Source organism: Novosphingobium sp. BL-52-GroH (genome assembly GCF_044813085.1).
Lineage (GTDB): Bacteria > Pseudomonadota > Alphaproteobacteria > Sphingomonadales > Sphingomonadaceae > Novosphingobium.
Genome location: NZ_CP171152.1, coordinates 1,408,159 through 1,425,482, shown reverse-complemented (window position 1 = coordinate 1,425,482; position 17,324 = coordinate 1,408,159). Strand labels below are relative to the sequence as shown.

The following is a 17,324-nucleotide window of genomic DNA, read 5'->3' as shown; positions in this document are numbered from 1 at the left end:
AGGAGACGAAAACGTCCGGTGGACGCCTTCGCCGAGCGGGCCGGTGCGGCGGAATGGGCAGAGCCCATTCTCAAACGGTCTCTTACGCGATGATCTCGCGCAGGAACCAGGCGCGCTGCTCGGCCTGGTCGGTCCAGTCGTCGATGATGCCGTCGGTGGCGTTGTCGCCGGCTTCGCCCGCCAGTTCCTTGGTCGCCTTGAGCGTGGCGACATAGGCGGTGTTGTCGTCGAACAGGGCCTTGACCATGGCCTGCGCGTCGAGGCTGGTGTCGTCCTCGTTGGCGATCGTGGTCTTGGCGGCGATCGCGCCGATCGAGGTCAGGGTGGTGCCGCCCAGCTTGCGCACGCGCTCGGCGATCAGGTCGGTGAGGGCGAAGACTTCGGTCGCCTGGGCATCGAACAGCAGGTGCAGGTCGTGGAACTGGGGGCCACGGACGTGCCAGTGGAAGTTCTTTGTCTTCACGTAGAGCGCGAAAGTGTCCGCCAGCAGGCCGTTCAGGCTGTCGATCAGCGCGGCTTTCGAGTTGTCCTTGGACGTCATGTCGATTCCCTCTTTTGCGGTTCGTGATGAGCACAGTTACAAATAGGCAACCCGGATGAGAAGCCTGGGTTCGATCGCAATTCTCGATCAGAGAATGCCTGATTTCGACAGGAACATCGTGATCGCCACCAGCAGGAGCAAGGCCCCGACCAGGCGCCGTGTCCAGCGCGCGGCGGGCGTGCCCAGCAGTTCCGGCCGCGCCCAGGCGAAGGTTACCAGGATGCCGCCGCCCAGCACGCCCGCGGCGCCTGCCGCCCACGGTCCCGCAAGGCCCACCCCCATGCCGAAGACGACGAAGCGGGCGGCGTCGGTGACCTGGGCCGCCAGCAGCACGAGCGCCAGCGCGCCCAGCGAGTTGGTCGGCTCGCGCGGATCGCGGCGCGGGGCCAGGACCATCGATTCCAGGCCCGCCATGCCGAGCGCGATGGCGGCGAAGATGGTGCGGGCGGGGGGCGGCAACTGCTCGAGCATGAAGCGCGCCGCGTAGGCCGCGAAAAGCGCGGTCAGCGCGGCAGTGACGATAGCGACGACCAGCACCGCCGGGCGCCGGCCCTGCCGCAGGGCGAGCCCGGCGATCGTCACCTGGTCGCGCGCGCCGATCCCGGCGAGCAGCACCGCGATGAGGGTCAGGTAGAATGCGGGCATCAGGTGGTCTTCATGCCTGCATTCCCGGATCGACGCCAGGAATTACGCGGTCTTCTGGCAGGCGACGATGGCCGTGATGACGTTGGCGGTATCGGCGGGATCGCGCACGCAGACGGTGTCGAGCCCCATGGCCTTGGCCGGATAATCGTTGCCGCCGGGGAAGATGGCATCGCCGATGAACAGGATGTCGGCTTCGGCCACGCCGCTGCGCTCCGACAGGCGCCTGAGACCCCAGGCCTTGTCGACGCCGGGCTGGGTGACGTCCACCGAGGTCGCGCCGCCCAGGTTGATCGAGACGCCGGGCAGGCGCTTGACGAGGTCGGCCTGGATCACCTTGCGCTTGGCGAAGTCCGGGTCCCAGTGCTCCTTGGCGTCGAGCGGGGCCTGCTGGCCGAGCGCCGAGAAGGTGATCTGGCTGCCGCGATCCTCGATCCGCTCGCCCCAGGTTTCCTCGGGCGTGAAGCCGGTTGCCGCCAGCGCGGCGTCGAAGGCCTCGAGGATTTCGCGCTTCTGCTCGTCGGTGAACAGCTCGGCATAGACCGCCTGCCATTCGCCTTCGCGGTGGAGGTAGAGCTTGGCGCCGCTGGTGGGCATCATCCACAGGCGCGAGACGTCGGCATGGGCGGGCAGGCGGCTGGCGACCTGCTTCTGGAACTGCGGCCAGTCTCCGCCCGAGATCACCGCCACTTGCGCCACGGAAAGCAATTGCGCCAGCAGTTCGGCCATCTCGTCGGTCAGCGGCTGCTTGCTCAGCGCCAGGGTTCCGTCGAGATCGAATGCCACGATTTTCTTCATTCCATGCCCTTCGTGCCAATACAGCCATTGTGCGGTGCGGTCGCCGGGACGCGCCGCGCCATCCAAAGCGTGCCGCGACCGTTCAGGCAAGAGCCAATGCGGTGGATCGGCCGCCGCCTGCCCCGATTTAATCCACGGGTGCGAAACGCATTCCGGCCCGCAGGAGCCGATTCCCGGCGCCTGGACCCCGTTTTAGCAGCGTTTCGGCGCGGTCTTGTTGCACTGCGGCAGAAACCCGGGGAACAAGGCGGGCCGAGGATCGTTGGGAAATGGCCCGCTTGGTGGACTGGGGCTGCCCGTCCCGTGCGCGGCTTTCGATCCGGCGCCGCCGCCACCCCGCGACCGACCATCCCGCGAACCGGAGACAAGACGAGCGACGATGAGCAACCTGGAAGCCATTCTCCCGGCCACCGCGCCCGCATCCGACGACGATCGGGCCCAAGCCCAAGTCCGCGCCCACCCCCGCGACCTCCCCCGACCCGCGCCGCTCGGCATCGGGGCGCAGGCGGCACTGTTTCTCGACTTCGACGGGACCCTCGTGGAGATCGCCGACCACCCCGACGCGGTTGTCGTCGCGCCGGGCCTGGCCGGACTGGTCGCCGCGCTCTCGGACACTTTGGACGGGCGGCTGGCGATCGTGACCGGACGATCGATCGCCGCGCTCGAGGCGCTGCTCGGGCCGGTCGAGGTCGCGGTCGCCGGCTCCCACGGCGGTGAGTTCCGCCCCCGGGCGGGCGCCTTGGTGCAGCCGCTGGCCGATCCGCTTCCCGGCGAGGTCGTGGCGGCACTCGAACGCTTTGCGGGCGCCCATGGCGACCTGCTGGTCGAGCCCAAGCCGTTCAGCGTCGCGGTCCACTACCGCCGCCATCCCGAAGCGCTCGAGGCCCTGCTGGCCTGCGCGCAGGACCTGGCTGGGGCGCGCGGGCTGGCGCTCAAGCATGGCAAGCAGGTGATCGAACTGGCCATGCCCGGCTCCGACAAGGGCACCGCCGTGACGCGTTTCATGGGCCTGCCCGCCTTCGCCGGCGCGAGCCCGCTGTTTCTCGGCGACGACGTCACCGACGAGGACGCCTTCCACGCCGTCCGGCACCTGGGCGGCCAGGGCGTTTTGGTCGGCCCGATGCGCGCCACGGCCGCATCCGCGCGCCTGCCGGATGTCGCCGCAGTCCACGAATGGCTCGTATCAGGGCTCCAGGGAGATACCCGTCGATGACTTCGCCCAATCCCAGCACGCTTGAACTCTGGCCGATCGGCAATTGCCAGGTCAGCGGCCTGATCGACGAGGCCGGCGCGATCGTCTGGGGCTGCGTACCGCGGGTGGACGGCGATCCCACGTTCTGCGCGCTCCTGCGCGGCGATCGCGGGCAGGATGCCGGCACCTGGCGCTTCGAGCTGGAGAACCAGGTCTCGGCCAGCCAGCACTACTTGCGCAATACGCCGATTCTCGTCACCCGGCTGGAAGACGCCAGCGGCGGCGCGGTCGAGGTCTACGACTTCGCCCCGCGGTTCGAGCGCGAGGGGCGGATGTACCGGCCCGTGGCCTTCGCGCGGATCGTGCGCCCTGTCGCGGGCGTGCCGCGCATCCGCACGATCCTGACGCCGATGAGCGGCTACGGCGCGAAGCTGGCGCCGATCACGCAGGGCTCCAACCACATCCGCTATCTCGTCGAGCGCAACGCCATGCGCCTGACCACCGACGCGCCGGTCGGCTACGTGCTCGACGAGCGCTGGTTCCGGCTGGAAAAGGCGCTGCACTTCTTCCTCGGCCCCGACGAGCCGTTCAACGGCAATGTCGAGCACGACGTCGAGACGATGCTGCAGAAGACCGGCAACTACTGGCGCATGTGGGTGCGCGGCCTTGCCACCCCGCTTGACTGGCAGGACGCGGTGATCCGCGCCGCCATCACGCTCAAGCTGTGCCAGCACGAGGAGACCGGCGCGATCGTCGCCGCGCTCACCACCTCGATCCCCGAGGCGCCGGGCAGCCAGCGCAACTGGGACTACCGCTACTGCTGGATCCGGGACGCCTACTACACCGTGCAGGCGCTCAACCACCTGGGCGCGCTCGACGTGCTGGAGAAGTACCTCGCGTACTTGCGCAACATCGTCGCCGAAGCGACCGACGGGGTGATCCAGCCGCTCTACGCCGTCAGCGGAGCCAAGGAGATCATCGAGTGGGAAGCGCCTGACCTTCCCGGCTATCGCAACACCGGCCCGGTGCGGGTGGGCAATGCCGCCTACTACCAGGTCCAGAACGACTGCTACGGCCAGATCGTCCTGCCCTCGATCCAGGCCTTCTGGGACCGGCGCCTGCTGCGCGTGGGCACCCAGGAGGACTTTCGCGAGCTGGAGCAGGTGGGCGAGATGGCGTGGAAGACGCACGACCAGCCCGATGCCGGCCTGTGGGAACTGCGGACCCGCACCGCGATCCATACCTATTCCAGCGTGATGAGCTGGGCGGCCTGCGACCGGCTCGGCAATGCCGCCGAGCACCTGGGCCTGCACGACCGTGCGGCGCTGTGGAACGAGCGCGCGGCGACCGTGCGCAAGCACATCGACCAGGGCGCATGGCATCTCGTCGAAGGCCACGACGCAGGGGGGCATTACGCCGCCAGCTTCGGCGGCAGCCAGCTCGACGCCAGCCTCCTTCAGATGGTCGAACTGCGCTACGTGGCGGCCGACGATCCCAGGTTCCGCGCGACCCTCAAGGCGGTGCAGAAGGCGCTGCGGCGCGGCGAGCACATGTTGCGCTATGACAGCGAAGACGATTTCGGCCTGCCCGAGACCGCCTTCAACATCTGCACGTTCTGGCTGATCGAGGCCCTCCACCGCAGCGGCGAGGACGAGGAGGCGCGCCGCATTTTCGAGGCGATGCTGGCCCACCGCACGAAATCGGGCCTGTTGTCCGAGGACATGGATTTCGAGACCGGCGAGCTGTGGGGCAACTTCCCGCAGACCTACTCGCTGGTCGGCATCATCAACTGTGCCGGGCAGCTGTCCCGGTCCTGGCGGGACTGGCGTTGAACGCGTCCGCCCCGCGAGATGGAGCGCGTCCCATCGGGCGCCTGAACACGATGCGCCGCCCTGGCGCGACCGAGGAATTGCCATGAGTCGTCTGATCGTCATCTCCAACCGGGTCAGCGTGCCCAAGGCGGCCGGCGCCGCAGGTGCGCAAGGTGGCCTTGCCGTGGCGCTCAACTCCGCGCTGCGCGAGCACCGAGGCATCTGGTTCGGCTGGTCGGGCCAGGAAACCGCCGAGTTCACCGGCCACCTCGACATGCAGCGCAACGACGACGTCACGACCGCCACGATCGACCTCGAGCCGCAGGACATCGACGAATATTACAACGGCTATGCCAACCGCACGCTCTGGCCGCTGTTCCACTACCGCATCGACCTGACCGAATACGACCGCAACTTCGGCGAGGGTTACGAGCGGGTGAACGAGCGCTTCGCCGATTCGGTCCTGCCGCTGATCGAGCCCGAAGACCTCGTCTGGGTCCACGACTACCACCTGCTCCCGCTCGGCTCGATCCTGCGCGGCAAGGGCGTGAAGAACCGGATGGGGCTGTTCCTGCACACGCCCTGGCCGCCCACGCGCCTGCTCGCGTCGCTGCCGTTCCACGAGCGGCTGGTCGCCTCGATGCTGGAATACGACGTCCTCGGGTTCCAGACCACCGAATGGCTGGAGAGCTTCCTGCACTACGTGCAGAAGGAAATGGGGCTCAAGGTCAATCTCGACAACTCGATCGACTACAAGGGCCGCAAGGTCGTCGCCCGCGCCTTCCCGATCGGGATCGACTTCGCCGAGTTCACCGAGGCCGCCGCGAGCGAGGAGGCGCAGGATGCCTACCGCCAGCTCAAGTCCAGCGTGCGCGGCCGCAAGATCCTGATCGGGGTCGACCGGCTCGACTATTCCAAGGGCCTGGGAGAACGTTTCGAGAGCTTCGCGCGCTTCCTGTCCGACCATCCCGAGATGGCGGGCGATGCGGTGCTCCTCCAGATCGCCCCGCCGAGCCGCGGCGACGTCGCCAGCTACCAGCAGATCCGCGAGGACCTGGAACGCAAGACCGGCCACATCAACGGCGCCCATGCCGACGTCGGCTTCGTGCCGATCCGCTACGTCAACCGGGGATACGCGCGTGCGCAACTGGCCGGCTACTACCGCGCCGCCGAGATCGGCCTCGTCACCCCCTTGCGCGACGGGATGAACCTCGTTGCCAAGGAATACGTCGCCGCGCAGGACCCGGAGGACCCCGGCGTGCTGATCCTCTCGCAGTTCGCGGGCGCGGCGCTCCAGCTCAAGGACGCGCTGCTGGTCAACCCGCATTCGGTCGAGCACGTGGCCGAGACGATCAAGCGCGCGCTCGACATGCCGCTGGCCGAACGCAAGCGCCGGCATGCCAAGCTGCTCGCCTCGGTGCGCGGCGAGGATGTCATCCACTGGCGCGAACAGTTCGTGAAGGCCTTGATCGGCAAGGAAAAGGAACCGGCGGGCAACGATCTGTCGCACGACGAGGCGGCCTGACCCGAGTCCACACAAATCCCGTTATGATGCGAAAGGTGTAGTTCCTCCCGATTTTTGCCACTCGCCTGAAACCGTTCTGACCTTTAGAACGATTATCAGGAGAGGGTGCGGGGCGAAGCCTCGCTGGCTGGGCGAGGCGCAAGTCCAAGACAGCCGACCGAAAATAAAAGAGGACGCCGGGCAACCGGACGGCTGAGAGACGAATGGCGATGATTCTATATGGCGAGTGCGTCAGCGCACGCGACAAGGCGCTGGTGCGCATCTGCGAACTGGCCGACCGGGGGTGCGACCTCGAAACCGATGCGCCACAAGGCGTTTTCGATGCCGACTTTTCCTTGTGGATAGGCGCCGTGGGCCCATTCGCGGCGACGGCGACGCAGCGCGATGCCCGGCGCATCGCGGTGCGCTTCAAGGAACCGCTCGACGGCAAGATCCTGCGTCACTTCACGGCCGAGTGACGGGCCCGGTCCGCGCGTCGTCGGGCTCGATCGGCGACGTTACTGCGCCGGCGGCGGGGCGACGTCCTCGGGCGTGACCGCATCGCTCACCACCTCGTCCTCGGCCGCTGCCGACGCGGCCACGTCGGGCGCGGCGGCTCGCACCGGCCCTTCGTAGAGCCCCGCATCGGGGTCCGAGAGCGTGGCCTGCGAGCGTACCGTGTCGTAGGGAAGCATGTCGTCGCCGACCGAGCGCGGGAGCAACTGGCCCCCCGCCGCGGCCTTGGGCTGTTCCTCGGCCTTCTTGCAGGCGCCGAGCGCGAGCGTGGCGCCGGCGAGGACGACGATCAGGCCCGACGCGGCGAGATGGGGCAGCTTCATGCGGCGGTTTCCTTGGGTGGGCAGGGGCTGTCGAGCGCTGCGAGGAACGTCGGGGCGCGGGCCACGAGCGCCTCGTCCCATGCCGGCAGATCGACCTCGCGGCCGAGGCGCGCGAGGCTGGTGACGCCGAATTCCTCTATGCCGCAGGGCACGATCCCGGTGAAGTGCGACAGGTCGGGCGCGATGTTGACCGAAAAGCCGTGCATCGTCACCCATTTGCGGATGCGCACGCCGATGGCGCCGATCTTCGCCTCGCGGCCGTCGATGTCCGTCGTCCAGATGCCGATGCGCCCGTCGGCGCGGAAGCCCTCGACCCCGAAGTCGCACAAGGTGTCGATCACCCAGCCTTCGAGCGCGCTGACGAAGCCGCGCGCGTCGCGGGCGCGCTTGCGGAGGTCGAGCAGGACGTAGCCGATGCGCTGGCCGGGGCCGTGGTAGGTATAGCGCCCGCCGCGCCCGGCCTCGACCACCTCGAAGCGCGGATCGAGCAGTTCGGCGATGGCGGCGCTGGTGCCGGCGGTGTAGACGGGCGGATGCTCGAGCAGCCAGATCAGCTCGCGCGCCTCGCCGGCGGCGATGGCGGCGTTGCGGGCGGTCATCTCGTCGAGCGCCTCGCGGTAGGGCACGGGCGCGCTGGAGATGCGCAGCTCGATATCACCGGGAAGAGTTGCGGGAATCGTCATGGCGCGTTGCGTGGCGTCATTCCCTGCGGTTATCAAGTGCCTTTAGGCTGGAGCGCGCATCTGCGCGGCGAAGCCGGACGTGGAGCCAAGCGATGAAGTTCGACAGCAACCGGGCCTGGGCAGACGCCATGGCCTCCGTGCGCGCCAATCGCGAGGTGCTGCTGGCGCTGGGCGGGGTGTTCTTCCTGTTGCCGACGCTGCTCTCCACCGTGTTCCTCACCGACCTCCAGACCCAGATGATGGAGAGCATGAGTGCCAACAAGCCGCAGGTCCTCAACCGGCTGATGACGGACAACATGGGCCTGCTGCTCGGCTTCGGGCTGGGCGGGATGCTGGCGCAGATGATCGGCTACCTTTCGGTCACCGCGCTCATCAGCGACCGGGGACGGCCGACCGTGGGCGAATCGATCGGCCGAGGACTGCGCGCGCTGCCCTCGCTCTTCGCGGTGGCGGTGGTCGGCTTCCTGGCGACGGTGCTGGCCACGGTCGCGCTCTCGATGCTGATCGTGGGCCTGTTCACCCTGGTCGGCGCCGGAGACGCGGGCGGCATCCTCGCGGTGGTCGTGCTGCTGTTCGCGCTGACTTATGCCTCGGTGAAGTTTTCGCTGATCGTGCCGGTCATCGTCAACGAAGGGGTGGGTAACCCGATCAACGCCATGGCGCGCTCGTGGAAGCTGACGCGGCACAACAGCCTGCGCCTCTTCGGCTTCTACACGCTGCTCATGCTGGGCTATTTCGCCATCGCGCTGGTTTCGACCTTCATCTTGGTCGGCCCGGTCATGCTGGTTCTGGGCCAGGGCAACGTCGCGGTCCTGGTGATGGGCCTGGTGTCGGGCGCGATCGGCGCCGTGGCCAGCATCGTCCTGGCGGCGGTGTTCAGCGAGACGCACGACCAGCTTGCCGGCAATGCGCCGGAGTCGGTGGCGAGCACCTTCGACTAGGGGCTGGTCCGTCTCGGATCAAATCTTCGCCATCCGCGCGAAGGCGGGGACCTATCCGACGGCGCTGCAACCCGAAAGAGGCGGTAGTCGGGTTTCCGCCTGCGCGGGAAGGGCGCCGCGTGCTTCCATCAGCAAGACGAAGCGGGACGCGCGGGGTGCTCAGCCCTCGTCTTCGTCCTTCCAGCCCCACCACATGAAGCAGGGCGGCACGTTGATCGGCTCGATCGCGTCGTCGATGCGCTTGAAGTGGCGGGCCATGTAGCTGCGCGCCTTGGGGCGGAACTGGTAGACCAGGAATGCGCCGCCCTTGCGGATCACGCGGTAGGTCGCCGCGGCGATGGCCGGGGCGACGCCTTCGGGCAGGGTCGAGAACGGCAGGCCGGACAGGACGTAGTCGGCCTTTTCGTGCCCGTGCGCGCGCACGATGTCCTCGACGTCGGCGGCCGAGCCGAGCACCGCGACGAAGCGGCTGTCGGTGATCGTGCGGCGCAGGTAGTCGATGAAGAGCGGGTTGGTGTCGATCACGATCAGGGTGCCGTCGCGCGGCAGCTTGTCGAGCACCGGCTGGCAGAACGTGCCCACGCCCGGCCCGTACTCGACGAAGAGCTTGGTGTTGGCCCAGTCCACCCGCGCAAGCATGCGGTTGATGGTGAATCGCGAGGAGGGGATGATCGAGCCGACCATCACCGGGTTGCGCAGGAACCCTTCGAGGAACACGCCCCAGGGCCCGAGGCCTTGCTTGATTTTCCGGCTGATGCGCTGGGACAGGGCCTCTCGGGCAAGCTCGGTACTGGTCATGCTGCGGGAAGCTCTCGCAAGGTTGTCATGTCTGAATTTCGCCATGCGGTGGCAGATTGCTGCCTTCATTGCAAGGCGATGACGGATCGGGATGAGACGGGACGATGGGAAAACCGTTCGTGGGTTTGGTGAACCACGCTCGTGGTCGCGGGCCGGAGGTGTCGCGGCGGGAGTGCGCCCGGTCGCCCCATCCTCGCGCGTCACCCTGGCCTTGTTTGAGGGTCCATCGTGCCATCGGCCTCGTGTTTTGCGGCCGCAAACCGACAGGGCCGATGGTGACGCGACCTCCGATCGTAGCAGCACGATGGATACCGACACAAAGTCAGGATGACGGGGTTGGCGGGGCGCCCTGCTGGTTGTCCTTAGAGAATCTCCAGTACCCGCTCCTGGGGGCGGCAAAGGCGGACGCCTTTGCCGGTCTCCACCAGCGGGCGCTCGACGAGGATCGGGTCGGCGGCCATGGCGGCCAGAACGGTCGCGTCGTCGGCATCGGGCAGGCCCCGCTCGGTCGCATCGGTGCCGCGAATCCGGAGGCCCTGCTGCGGGGTCATCCCGGCATCGCGGTAGAGTTGCGCCAGCTTGTCGGCGCTCGGCGGGGTCTTGAGATATTCGATGACCTCGACTTCCACGCCCGGCGTTTCCTCGAGGATCGCCAGCGTCTTGCGCGAGGTGCCGCACTTGGGGTTGTGCCAGATGGTTGCCTTCATGGGGTCTTTCCTTGGGCTTCGGGAACCGGGGCGGGCGCCGCGGGCGTGGCGTCCTGCGGCGGGACAACGGGGGTGGGTGCCGCCTCGATCGTCTCTTCGCGGCGGGTGACGGCGGCGGCGCGCTGCACTGCACGCACGAGGCGGGGATGCACGCCGCAGCGGCACAAGTTGGGGATCGCCGCCTTGATCTCGGCTTCGCTCGGGCTGGCGTTGCGGGCGAGGAGGGCGGCGGCGGCGATGACGATGCCCGGCGTGCAGAAGCCGCACTGGATCGCCTGCTCGGCCACCATCGCCTGCTGCACCGGATGCGAACGGTCGCGCGACAGGCCCTCGATGGTGACCACGAAGCGGCCCTCGCATTCGGCGAGGGTAAGGAGGCACGCGCGCAGGGCGGCGCCGTCCACCAGCACGGTGCAGGCGCCGCAGTCGCCCACGCCGCAGCCGTACTTGGTGCCGGTGAGATTGGCCGCGTCGCGCAGCGCCCAGAGCAGCGGCGTGCGCGGGTCCATCGCGAACTCGACCGGGCGGTCGTTCACGGTGAGCCGGGTCATGGTTTGCTCGCGCGGGGCATGCCCAGCCGGGTGCCCCGGAACGAGGCCTAGCGCAAGCCCACCTTGATCCCCGCCCACAGCGTGCGTGGGACGCCGAGGTCGATCGAGCCGCCGGAGTTGCGGGTGTAGATGGTCTCGTCGGTCAGGTTTTCCCCGCGCAGCACGATCGAGACGAATCGCCCGACGGGCACTTGCGCGAACAGGTCGAGCGTAGTCGCGGCGGGCAGGACGTCGGTTTCGAGGTCGTCCTCGAACTGCGCGCCGGTGTGGCGCAGCGTCGCGGCGAGGCGCCAGCCGTCGGCCGGCGTCCAGGCGAGCGTACCGCTGGCGGCGAGCCTGGGCACTTGTGCCGGACGCAGCCCGTCGAGGGCGGCTTGCGTGCCGCTGGCCTCGACTTTCGAATCGGTCCACGACAGCGATCCCGACAGGTCGACGCGGCCCAGCTTGAGGTCGCCGCTCGCCTCGATGCCGCGCGCGCGGATGGCGTCGACGTTCTGGCGCTCGCGAATCGTCGAACTGAGCGTGACGTTGGCGATGGCGTCCTTGAGGCGGTTGTCGAAGGCGGTGACCGAGAGCGACAGCGCCTGCGACGGGTGGAAATCGATGCCCGCCTCGTAGCCGCGCAGCCGCTCGGGCTTGAGCGCGGCATTGGCGCGGGTGGTGATCGGGAACACCACGAAGGGACGGTAGAGTTCGTTGAGCGTCGGCAGGCGCAGGCCGGTATAGGCGGCGGCGCGCAGCGAGACGACGGGGGCCAGGTTCCACACCAGCCCGCCGCGGGCATTGCCGTTCCAGCCGTCGCGGTCGGCGAAGCGGGTGTCCTGGTTGACCGCACCCGCCGCGCTCAATTCGCGGTAGTAGCCGTCGCGGATCGTCCAGCGGTCGGCCCGGGCGCCGGCGGTGAGCACGAACTGGCCCAGCGTCCAGTCGTCCTCGACGTAGAACCCGAGGTCCGACTGCTTGCCCCCGGCGCGGCGGAACGCGGTGGCCAGCCCGGTGGCGGCGCTATAAGGCATCTCCACCAGGTTGCCGCGCGAGAGGCGGATGTCGGTGCCCAGCCGCAGGACGTGGTCCTCGCCCACCGGCGGGCGCAGTTCGGCCTTGCCGCCGAGTGCCAGCGTCGGGGTCTTCTTCTGGTCGAGCGTCTTCTTGTAGCTGGTCGCGCTGATGACGACGTTCGAGAAGTCCTGCGCCTGGACATAGCCCAGGACGTCGAACTGCCAGTCGCCCCGGCCGACGAAGCGCAGCGATCCCTGCTGGCCCGAGGACGTCGAATCGGCGCCCTTGAAGCGCAAGGTGCGCTGGTCGTCGTAGACGAGGCCGGAGGCCTGGACCTCGACGGTGTCGGTCAGCGGCGCGACTGCGCGCAGCGAGCCCGAGAGGCTTTCGTACCGCGCCCGCGTCGATGCGGCGACGCGCTGGTCCATGGGCGTGGTCCAGAAGCCCTGGCCGCGATCCCACTGCACCGAGGCGACCACGAAGCCTTCCCCCAGGCGCGGCGCGGCGGTGAGCGAGCCTTGCGTCTCGCCCCGGTCGTTGACGAGGGCAGTGCCCTGCAGCAGGCCGATCTGGTCGGGCCCGGCGCTTTCCATCTCGATCGTGCCCGAGACCGCGCCGGTGCCGAAGGCCCCCATGCCGCCGCCGCGCGTGACCCGCACCGAGCCGAGGCGATCGGGCGACAGGGCGCTGAGCGGAATATAGCCGAAGAACGGATTGGCCACGGGAACCCCGTCGAGCAGCACCTCGGCGCGGCTCGAGGCATTGCCGCCCAGCGCGCGCAGGGTGACGCCCTGGTTCGACGGGTTGGATGCACGGCTGTCGGCGCGGCGGAACTGCTGGAAGCCCGCCACCGAGGCCAGAACGTCCTCGATCCGGCCCGAGGCGCTGGAGGCCAGCGTGTCGCGCTCGATGGTCTGGACGTCGTAGGCCGGCGTCGCCGGGCCATCGCCCAGCCCCCGGCCGGTGACGACGATCGGCGCGCGCGGCTCGCCCGCGTCCTCCTCGGCGCTGGCCGGAACGGTGGCGAGAGCAAGACACGGCAGGGGCATCAGCGCCAGCGCGGTGCGGCGGTGGAATGAGATCGCGGGCATCGGCTCAGTGGCATCCTTGTTTTGCGGATGTGTCCGGCAAAGCATTGCCGCTGGCAAGGCGTAGCAGGAAGGATTGGCCCAATGGCCAATGCGGGGGAGTGGGGTGGCTTCCTATCGAGGCCAAGGGCCCTTGGCCACGGTCCCGGCTCAAGTCCGGGGCGACGGCGCCTGCTCCGCCGCGCCGATCGCGAGGTGTACCGGCTCCAGCCCCTCGACCGTGCCGGCCAGCACGTCGCCGGGGGACACCGCGCCCACGCCCGCCGGGGTGCCGGTGTAGATCAGGTCGCCCGGCGCCAGGTGGTACAGGCGCGAGAGGTCCGCGATGAGTTCGGGCACCGACCAGATCATGTCCGCCAGCGAGCCGTCCTGCTTCGTCGCCTCGTTCTGGGCGAGAGTGATGCGCTGGTCGGCGATGGCGCCGAACGCCGCCGCCGGAGTGATCGCGGCGATCACCGCGCCGTTCTCGAAGTCCTTGCCGGTGTCCCAGGGATAGCCCTTGGCCTTCGATGCGTTCTGCAGGTCGCGCCGGGTCATGTCGAGGCCGCAGGCATAGCCGTAGACCGCCGCCATGGCCGCCTCGGGCGCGACGCGGAAGGCCGGCGCTCCGATCGCGACGACGAATTCCATTTCGTAGTGGCAGTTGGTGGTGCCGGGCGGATAGGGGATCGTCGCGCCGGACAGGCACAGCGCCGCCGGAGCCTTGTTGAACCAGATCGGCGCCTCACGGTCGACCGCATTGCCCAGTTCGAGCGCGTGGGCGGCGTAGTTGCGGCCCACGCAGAAGATGCGCCGCACGGGGTAGCGGCTCTCGGTGCCCAGCACGGGGACGGACGGGACGGCGGGGAGGTCGAACAGGAGGCTCATGGCGGCGGTCTTCTCATGGCGGCGGTCTTAGAGTCTGCGCGGGCGAAGGGGAAGGGCCCGCTCCATCCTGTCGCCTCAGTCGATGCGGAGGATCTGGCGTGCCGGTGGTGCTATCGATGCTTGCCGTGGCACGCGGCTTGCCTACATTGGCGGGCGTGACAGTTGAACAGTACCTTTCGGGGCGCATCCTGCTCGCCATGCCCGGCATGTTCGACCCGCGGTTCGAACGCTCGGTCAGCGTCATGTGCGTTCACGACGAGAACGGCGCCCTCGGGATCGGCATCGGCCACGTCCGGCAGGGGGTGCGTTTTCACGATGTCCTCGAGGAACTGGGCATCGACCCCGGCATCTCGCCCAATCGCGACGTCATGAACGGCGGCCCGGTCGAGCCGGGGCGCGGCTTCATCCTCCATTCCACCGACTGGGGCGGGACCGATACCATCGCCGTGGAACCGCTGTGCGCGCTGTCCGCCTCGATGGACGTCCTGCGCGCCATCGCCGAGGGGCGGGGCCCCTCGCAATGGGTGATGGCGCTCGGCTACGCGGGCTGGGGCGCCGGACAGTTGGAAGGCGAAATGCGCCACCACGGCTGGTACGCCGCGGCCGGCCATCGCGAGGTGCTGTTCCACACGGCGCCCGAAGCGCGCTGGGCGGCGACCTGGCGGGCCGAAGGCATCGACCCGGCGCTGCTGTCGAACGAGACGGGCCGGGCCTAGAGAAGGAAGCCGTCGTCCCGGACCTGATCCGGAACGATGGGGTCGGGTCACTCCACCACCGCTTCGGTGGGTTCTCCCGCCGGCGCGACCGGGGCGAGGGGACTGGGCTGGTCGACCGCCTGGCCGGTGGAATCCTGCAGCCGGTTGGGCTCCAGCATCGCTGTCGTCTCGAGCAGGTCCAGCGCCTTCTGCGTGGCCTCGAAGCGGCGGGCGTCGGCGATCCAGGTGTCGGCGGCATCGGCGCCGGGCAGGCGCTCGACCTCGCCGATGGCGCTGTCGATGCGGCGAGCGGTCAGCATGACGCGGGCGCGTTCGATGCGGGCGGCGGGCGTCGCCAGCGCGCCGGAATCGCGGCGGACCACGAAAAGCGAGGTCACTTCGTGGCGCGCCCGGTCCCACAGGCTCTCGTCGCTCTGGGTCACGGTCAGCTCGGGCGAAAGCGCTTCGAGCCGGGCGGCGAGGCCGTCGATGGTGACGGGGTTCTGCGCGAAGTCGATCACCGTCTGCACCGCGCGCGGCTGGGCGTTGGTGAAGCGCAGGCGCAACTGGTCGGCGACATGCCCCAGCGGTTCGCCGCGATCGATCATGCGCCGCGCCGCGAAGGCGATCAGCAGGCCCTCGGCACGCCCGGCATTGCCGGCGGCGGCGTCGGTCTGGAAGTCGATCCGCGAGATACGGTCCTCCAGCATGGCGAGCCGGCCTTCGACGGTGCCGATGGCGGAGAGCTGCGCGGCGGTGGCCGGCGGCGGAGCGGCGGCGGTTGTCACCGCGGGCTGGACCGGCTGCGGGTTCAGCATCGCGAGATAGCCGCGCGTCCCCAGCCAGGCGACGAGGGCGGCGCCGAGCAGGAAGGCGACCAGCGCGACGAAGAGCGTCACGCCCCGTGACCGAGGCCGGGCCGGATAGGATGTTACGGGTGCGGAAGTGTCCTGCATCAAGCCCTTGTGTGGCAACTATTGTCCCGAGGCGGCTTCTTGGCACATCCGTGCAGCCAAGGCCAGCAGTGCGGCATCCTCGGGCGTTTCGGCACTGCGCACGAGCGCCCAGCCCGCTCCGGCGCGGGCGGCGACGCGCGGCCCGATGGCGGCGAGGGCGATGCGGGTGCGGTCGATCCCGGCCTCGTCGCACAACTGGCGCAGGCGCGCGGCGGCCTCCCCCGAATGCAGCAGGGCGATGGCAGCGAGGGCGATGGCGGGCCGCGCGAGCAGGGCAGCGAGTGCCGCCGGCAGCGGCCGCAGTTCGCTGGCGTAGACCTCGCAAGCATGGAGCGCGACGCCATTGGGAACCGCCAGCGGCACGCGCTCGCGCCCGGCGAGGCGCAGCAGGCGGCGATGGCCGGGCCGCAGGGCATCGAGCAGGTTCTGCAATCCGCCCCGACCGGCGGCGACGACCTCCAGCCCGGCCGCGCGGGCGGCCTCGGCGGTCGTCTCGCCAACGGCATAGGCGGGCAGGCCGCGATAGAGGGCGAGCGCCTCGCCGGCATGGCGCAGGGCATTGGCACTGCCGAGCAGCAGCGCGTCGATGGTGTCGCGCGCGGGCGGGGTCCAGGGCAGCGGGCGGATGTCGAACAGCGGGAAGGCGTGGGCATCGAGCCCTGCCTTGCGCGCCGCCGCCAGGGTGGCACCGGCGCCGGGTTCGGGGCGCAGGACGAGGACCGGCAGGCTCATGATCCCGGCGAGATCACCGCCTCGCCCGCGAAATGCACGGTGATCGCCGGAACCGCCCGGGCGAGCAGATCGGCGGCGAGCCGGGCCGGGCCTCGCGGATCGCCGGCTGCGAAGCGGGCCTCGCCGGTGACGTGCTCGGCGCCGTCGGGGCTGTAGAGCGCGGCGCGCATCACGAGGTCGCCGTCCTCGCCGCGGGTGAGCACCGCGATCGGGCTGTGGCAGTTGCCGCCCAGCCCCGCCAGCAGCGCGCGCTCGGCCAGGACCTGGGCGCGGCTGGGAGCGTGGTCGATGCCCGCGAGCAGGGCCAGCGTGCGCGCATCGTCGGCGCGGCATTCGATCATGATCGCGGCCTGCGCGGGGGCGGGCAGCCATTGGTCGGCGTCGAGCGGGTGGCCGGTGCCGGTCTCGCCCAGCCGGTTGAGGCCGGCGGCGGCGAGGAAGGTCGCGTCGGCTTCCCCGGCGGCGAGCTTGGCGAGGCGGGTGGCGACGTTGCCGCGGAACGTGATGACCCGGCAGTCGGGCCGGGCGTGGAGCAGTTGCGCGGCGCGGCGCGGGGCGCTGGTGCCGACCACGGCGCCCTGGGGCAGGGCAGCGATCGAGGCGGCGCCGACCAGCACGTCGCGCACGTCCTCGCGCGGGAGGATGGCGCCGATCGCGAAGGCCGCGGGGCGGATCGTCTCGACGTCCTTGGCGGAGTGGACCGCGAAGTCGATTTCGCCCGCCGCCAGCCAGGCGTCGAGTTCCTTGGTCCACAGCGCCTTGCCGCCGATCTCGGCCAGCGCCCGGTCCTGGATGCGATCGCCGCTGGCGGTGACGGCAACGATCTCTATATGCGCCGGATCGATCCCGTGCGCCTCGGCAAGCCGGTCGCGGGCCTCCTCGGCCTGGGCGATGGCGAGGGGCGAGCGACGGGTTCCCAGTCGAAAGCGGATTTCTTGGTGTTTATCGTTGGTCATCGGCGGCTTGTGCTACCCGGCAAT

Annotated in this window: 19 protein-coding genes; 6 read left to right on the top strand and 13 right to left on the bottom strand. The window is 69.6% G+C overall.

All coding sequences use genetic code 11. From position 1 onward, the window contains the following. Positions 1–82: 82 nt before the first annotated feature. The 3 genes from ACFFDA_RS19450 to ACFFDA_RS19440 form a co-directional block, all read right to left on the bottom strand. Positions 83–541 (bottom strand): Dps family protein, encoded by a 459-nt coding sequence (locus ACFFDA_RS19450; protein WP_404482416.1) that lies wholly within the window; start codon positions 539–541, stop codon positions 83–85. An 87-nt stretch (positions 542–628) separates the two neighbouring features. After that, the gene (locus ACFFDA_RS19445; protein ID WP_404482415.1) at positions 629–1,186 is read right to left on the bottom strand and encodes a hypothetical protein; all 558 of its coding nucleotides are present in this window, start codon (positions 1,184–1,186) and stop codon (positions 629–631) included. 42 nt (positions 1,187–1,228) lie between these two features. Further along, the gene (locus ACFFDA_RS19440) at positions 1,229–1,981 is read right to left on the bottom strand and encodes an HAD-IIB family hydrolase (protein ID WP_404482414.1); all 753 of its coding nucleotides are present in this window, start codon (positions 1,979–1,981) and stop codon (positions 1,229–1,231) included. A 379-nt stretch (positions 1,982–2,360) separates the two neighbouring features. Here ACFFDA_RS19440 and otsB point away from each other — a divergent pair, with 379 nt between their 5' ends. The 4 genes from otsB (at position 2,361) to ACFFDA_RS19420 (ending at position 6,967) form a co-directional block, all read left to right on the top strand. Next, a complete protein-coding gene (otsB, locus tag ACFFDA_RS19435; RefSeq protein ID WP_404482413.1) occupies positions 2,361–3,194 on the top strand; it encodes a trehalose-phosphatase in 834 nt (277 codons plus the stop codon). Further along, the gene (locus ACFFDA_RS19430) at positions 3,191–5,005 is read left to right on the top strand and encodes a glycoside hydrolase family 15 protein (protein ID WP_404482412.1); all 1,815 of its coding nucleotides are present in this window, start codon (positions 3,191–3,193) and stop codon (positions 5,003–5,005) included. The genes otsB and ACFFDA_RS19430 overlap by 4 nt, the downstream gene beginning before the upstream one ends. 82 nt (positions 5,006–5,087) lie before the next feature. Further along, positions 5,088–6,509 (top strand): alpha,alpha-trehalose-phosphate synthase (UDP-forming), encoded by a 1,422-nt coding sequence (otsA, locus tag ACFFDA_RS19425; RefSeq protein ID WP_404482411.1) that lies wholly within the window; start codon positions 5,088–5,090, stop codon positions 6,507–6,509. Positions 6,510–6,712: 203 nt separating this feature from the next. After that, positions 6,713–6,967 carry a hypothetical protein gene (locus ACFFDA_RS19420; RefSeq protein ID WP_404482410.1) on the top strand — a complete coding sequence of 85 codons (255 nt, stop codon included), beginning with the start codon at positions 6,713–6,715 and terminating at the stop codon, positions 6,965–6,967. A gap of 39 nt (positions 6,968–7,006) precedes the next feature. Here ACFFDA_RS19420 and ACFFDA_RS19415 read toward each other — a convergent pair whose 3' ends face one another. Together ACFFDA_RS19415 and lipB are read right to left on the bottom strand one after the other, a co-directional pair. Next, positions 7,007–7,327 (bottom strand): hypothetical protein, encoded by a 321-nt coding sequence (locus ACFFDA_RS19415; RefSeq protein ID WP_404482409.1) that lies wholly within the window; start codon positions 7,325–7,327, stop codon positions 7,007–7,009. Beyond that, a complete protein-coding gene (lipB, locus tag ACFFDA_RS19410; RefSeq protein WP_404482408.1) occupies positions 7,324–8,010 on the bottom strand; it encodes a lipoyl(octanoyl) transferase LipB in 687 nt (228 codons plus the stop codon). Before lipB ends, ACFFDA_RS19415 begins: the two co-directional genes overlap by 4 nt. 92 nt (positions 8,011–8,102) lie before the next feature. Between lipB and ACFFDA_RS19405 the strand changes: the two genes are divergently transcribed. Then, positions 8,103–8,951, top strand: a complete 849-nt coding sequence (locus tag ACFFDA_RS19405) for a lipoyltransferase (protein WP_404482407.1) — start codon at positions 8,103–8,105, stop codon at positions 8,949–8,951. A gap of 159 nt (positions 8,952–9,110) precedes the next feature. On the opposite strand, the gene ACFFDA_RS19400 is transcribed toward ACFFDA_RS19405, so the two are convergent. The 5 genes from ACFFDA_RS19400 to ACFFDA_RS19380 all read right to left on the bottom strand — a co-directional run bounded on the left by ACFFDA_RS19400 (position 9,111) and on the right by ACFFDA_RS19380 (position 13,961). Further along, positions 9,111–9,749, bottom strand: coding sequence for a class I SAM-dependent methyltransferase (locus tag ACFFDA_RS19400; RefSeq protein ID WP_404482406.1), 639 nt, complete (start codon positions 9,747–9,749; stop codon positions 9,111–9,113). 362 nt (positions 9,750–10,111) lie between these two features. Further along, positions 10,112–10,456, bottom strand: a complete 345-nt coding sequence (locus ACFFDA_RS19395) for an arsenate reductase family protein (RefSeq protein WP_404482405.1) — start codon at positions 10,454–10,456, stop codon at positions 10,112–10,114. Further along, positions 10,453–11,007, bottom strand: coding sequence for a (2Fe-2S)-binding protein (locus tag ACFFDA_RS19390; protein WP_404482404.1), 555 nt, complete (start codon positions 11,005–11,007; stop codon positions 10,453–10,455). The genes ACFFDA_RS19395 and ACFFDA_RS19390 overlap by 4 nt, the downstream gene beginning before the upstream one ends. Positions 11,008–11,054: 47 nt before the next feature. Further along, a complete protein-coding gene (locus ACFFDA_RS19385; RefSeq protein ID WP_404482403.1) occupies positions 11,055–13,097 on the bottom strand; it encodes a TonB-dependent receptor in 2,043 nt (680 codons plus the stop codon). Between the two features lie 147 nt (positions 13,098–13,244). Next, complete coding sequence (locus tag ACFFDA_RS19380) at positions 13,245–13,961, bottom strand: fumarylacetoacetate hydrolase family protein (protein WP_404482402.1); 717 nt, start codon at positions 13,959–13,961, stop codon at positions 13,245–13,247. Positions 13,962–14,077: 116 nt separating this feature from the next. On the opposite strand from ACFFDA_RS19380, the gene ACFFDA_RS19375 reads away from it, so the two are divergent. After that, complete coding sequence (locus ACFFDA_RS19375) at positions 14,078–14,677, top strand: YqgE/AlgH family protein (RefSeq protein ID WP_404482794.1); 600 nt, start codon at positions 14,078–14,080, stop codon at positions 14,675–14,677. Positions 14,678–14,724: 47 nt separating this feature from the next. Here ACFFDA_RS19375 and ACFFDA_RS19370 read toward each other — a convergent pair whose 3' ends face one another. The 3 genes from ACFFDA_RS19370 to hemC form a co-directional block, all read right to left on the bottom strand. Further along, a complete protein-coding gene (locus ACFFDA_RS19370; RefSeq protein WP_404482401.1) occupies positions 14,725–15,555 on the bottom strand; it encodes a hypothetical protein in 831 nt (276 codons plus the stop codon). Between the two features lie 75 nt (positions 15,556–15,630). Continuing rightward, complete coding sequence (locus ACFFDA_RS19365; protein ID WP_404482400.1) at positions 15,631–16,344, bottom strand: uroporphyrinogen-III synthase; 714 nt, start codon at positions 16,342–16,344, stop codon at positions 15,631–15,633. After that, positions 16,341–17,300, bottom strand: coding sequence for a hydroxymethylbilane synthase (gene hemC, locus ACFFDA_RS19360; protein ID WP_404482399.1), 960 nt, complete (start codon positions 17,298–17,300; stop codon positions 16,341–16,343). The genes ACFFDA_RS19365 and hemC overlap by 4 nt, the downstream gene beginning before the upstream one ends. Between the last annotated feature and the right edge of the window lie 24 nt (positions 17,301–17,324).

What these genes read in the sequence shown, in the direction of transcription:
- ACFFDA_RS19450 (WP_404482416.1), bottom strand. Translation starts at nt 541, where the DNA reads ATGACGTCCAAGGACAACTCGAAAGCCGCGCTGATCGACAGCCTGAAC.
- ACFFDA_RS19445 (WP_404482415.1), bottom strand. Translation starts at nt 1,186, where the DNA reads ATGCCCGCATTCTACCTGACCCTCATCGCGGTGCTGCTCGCCGGGATC.
- ACFFDA_RS19440 (WP_404482414.1), bottom strand. Translation starts at nt 1,981, where the DNA reads ATGAAGAAAATCGTGGCATTCGATCTCGACGGAACCCTGGCGCTGAGC.
- otsB (WP_404482413.1), top strand. Translation starts at nt 2,361, where the DNA reads ATGAGCAACCTGGAAGCCATTCTCCCGGCCACCGCGCCCGCATCCGAC.
- ACFFDA_RS19430 (WP_404482412.1), top strand. Translation starts at nt 3,191, where the DNA reads ATGACTTCGCCCAATCCCAGCACGCTTGAACTCTGGCCGATCGGCAAT.
- otsA (WP_404482411.1), top strand. Translation starts at nt 5,088, where the DNA reads ATGAGTCGTCTGATCGTCATCTCCAACCGGGTCAGCGTGCCCAAGGCG.
- ACFFDA_RS19420 (WP_404482410.1), top strand. Translation starts at nt 6,713, where the DNA reads ATGGCGATGATTCTATATGGCGAGTGCGTCAGCGCACGCGACAAGGCG.
- ACFFDA_RS19415 (WP_404482409.1), bottom strand. Translation starts at nt 7,327, where the DNA reads ATGAAGCTGCCCCATCTCGCCGCGTCGGGCCTGATCGTCGTCCTCGCC.
- lipB (WP_404482408.1), bottom strand. Translation starts at nt 8,010, where the DNA reads ATGACGATTCCCGCAACTCTTCCCGGTGATATCGAGCTGCGCATCTCC.
- ACFFDA_RS19405 (WP_404482407.1), top strand. Translation starts at nt 8,103, where the DNA reads ATGAAGTTCGACAGCAACCGGGCCTGGGCAGACGCCATGGCCTCCGTG.
- ACFFDA_RS19400 (WP_404482406.1), bottom strand. Translation starts at nt 9,749, where the DNA reads ATGACCAGTACCGAGCTTGCCCGAGAGGCCCTGTCCCAGCGCATCAGC.
- ACFFDA_RS19395 (WP_404482405.1), bottom strand. Translation starts at nt 10,456, where the DNA reads ATGAAGGCAACCATCTGGCACAACCCCAAGTGCGGCACCTCGCGCAAG.
- ACFFDA_RS19390 (WP_404482404.1), bottom strand. Translation starts at nt 11,007, where the DNA reads ATGACCCGGCTCACCGTGAACGACCGCCCGGTCGAGTTCGCGATGGAC.
- ACFFDA_RS19385 (WP_404482403.1), bottom strand. Translation starts at nt 13,097, where the DNA reads ATGCCCGCGATCTCATTCCACCGCCGCACCGCGCTGGCGCTGATGCCC.
- ACFFDA_RS19380 (WP_404482402.1), bottom strand. Translation starts at nt 13,961, where the DNA reads ATGAGCCTCCTGTTCGACCTCCCCGCCGTCCCGTCCGTCCCCGTGCTG.
- ACFFDA_RS19375 (WP_404482794.1), top strand. Translation starts at nt 14,078, where the DNA reads ATGCTTGCCGTGGCACGCGGCTTGCCTACATTGGCGGGCGTGACAGTT.
- ACFFDA_RS19365 (WP_404482400.1), bottom strand. Translation starts at nt 16,344, where the DNA reads ATGAGCCTGCCGGTCCTCGTCCTGCGCCCCGAACCCGGCGCCGGTGCC.
- hemC (WP_404482399.1), bottom strand. Translation starts at nt 17,300, where the DNA reads ATGACCAACGATAAACACCAAGAAATCCGCTTTCGACTGGGAACCCGT.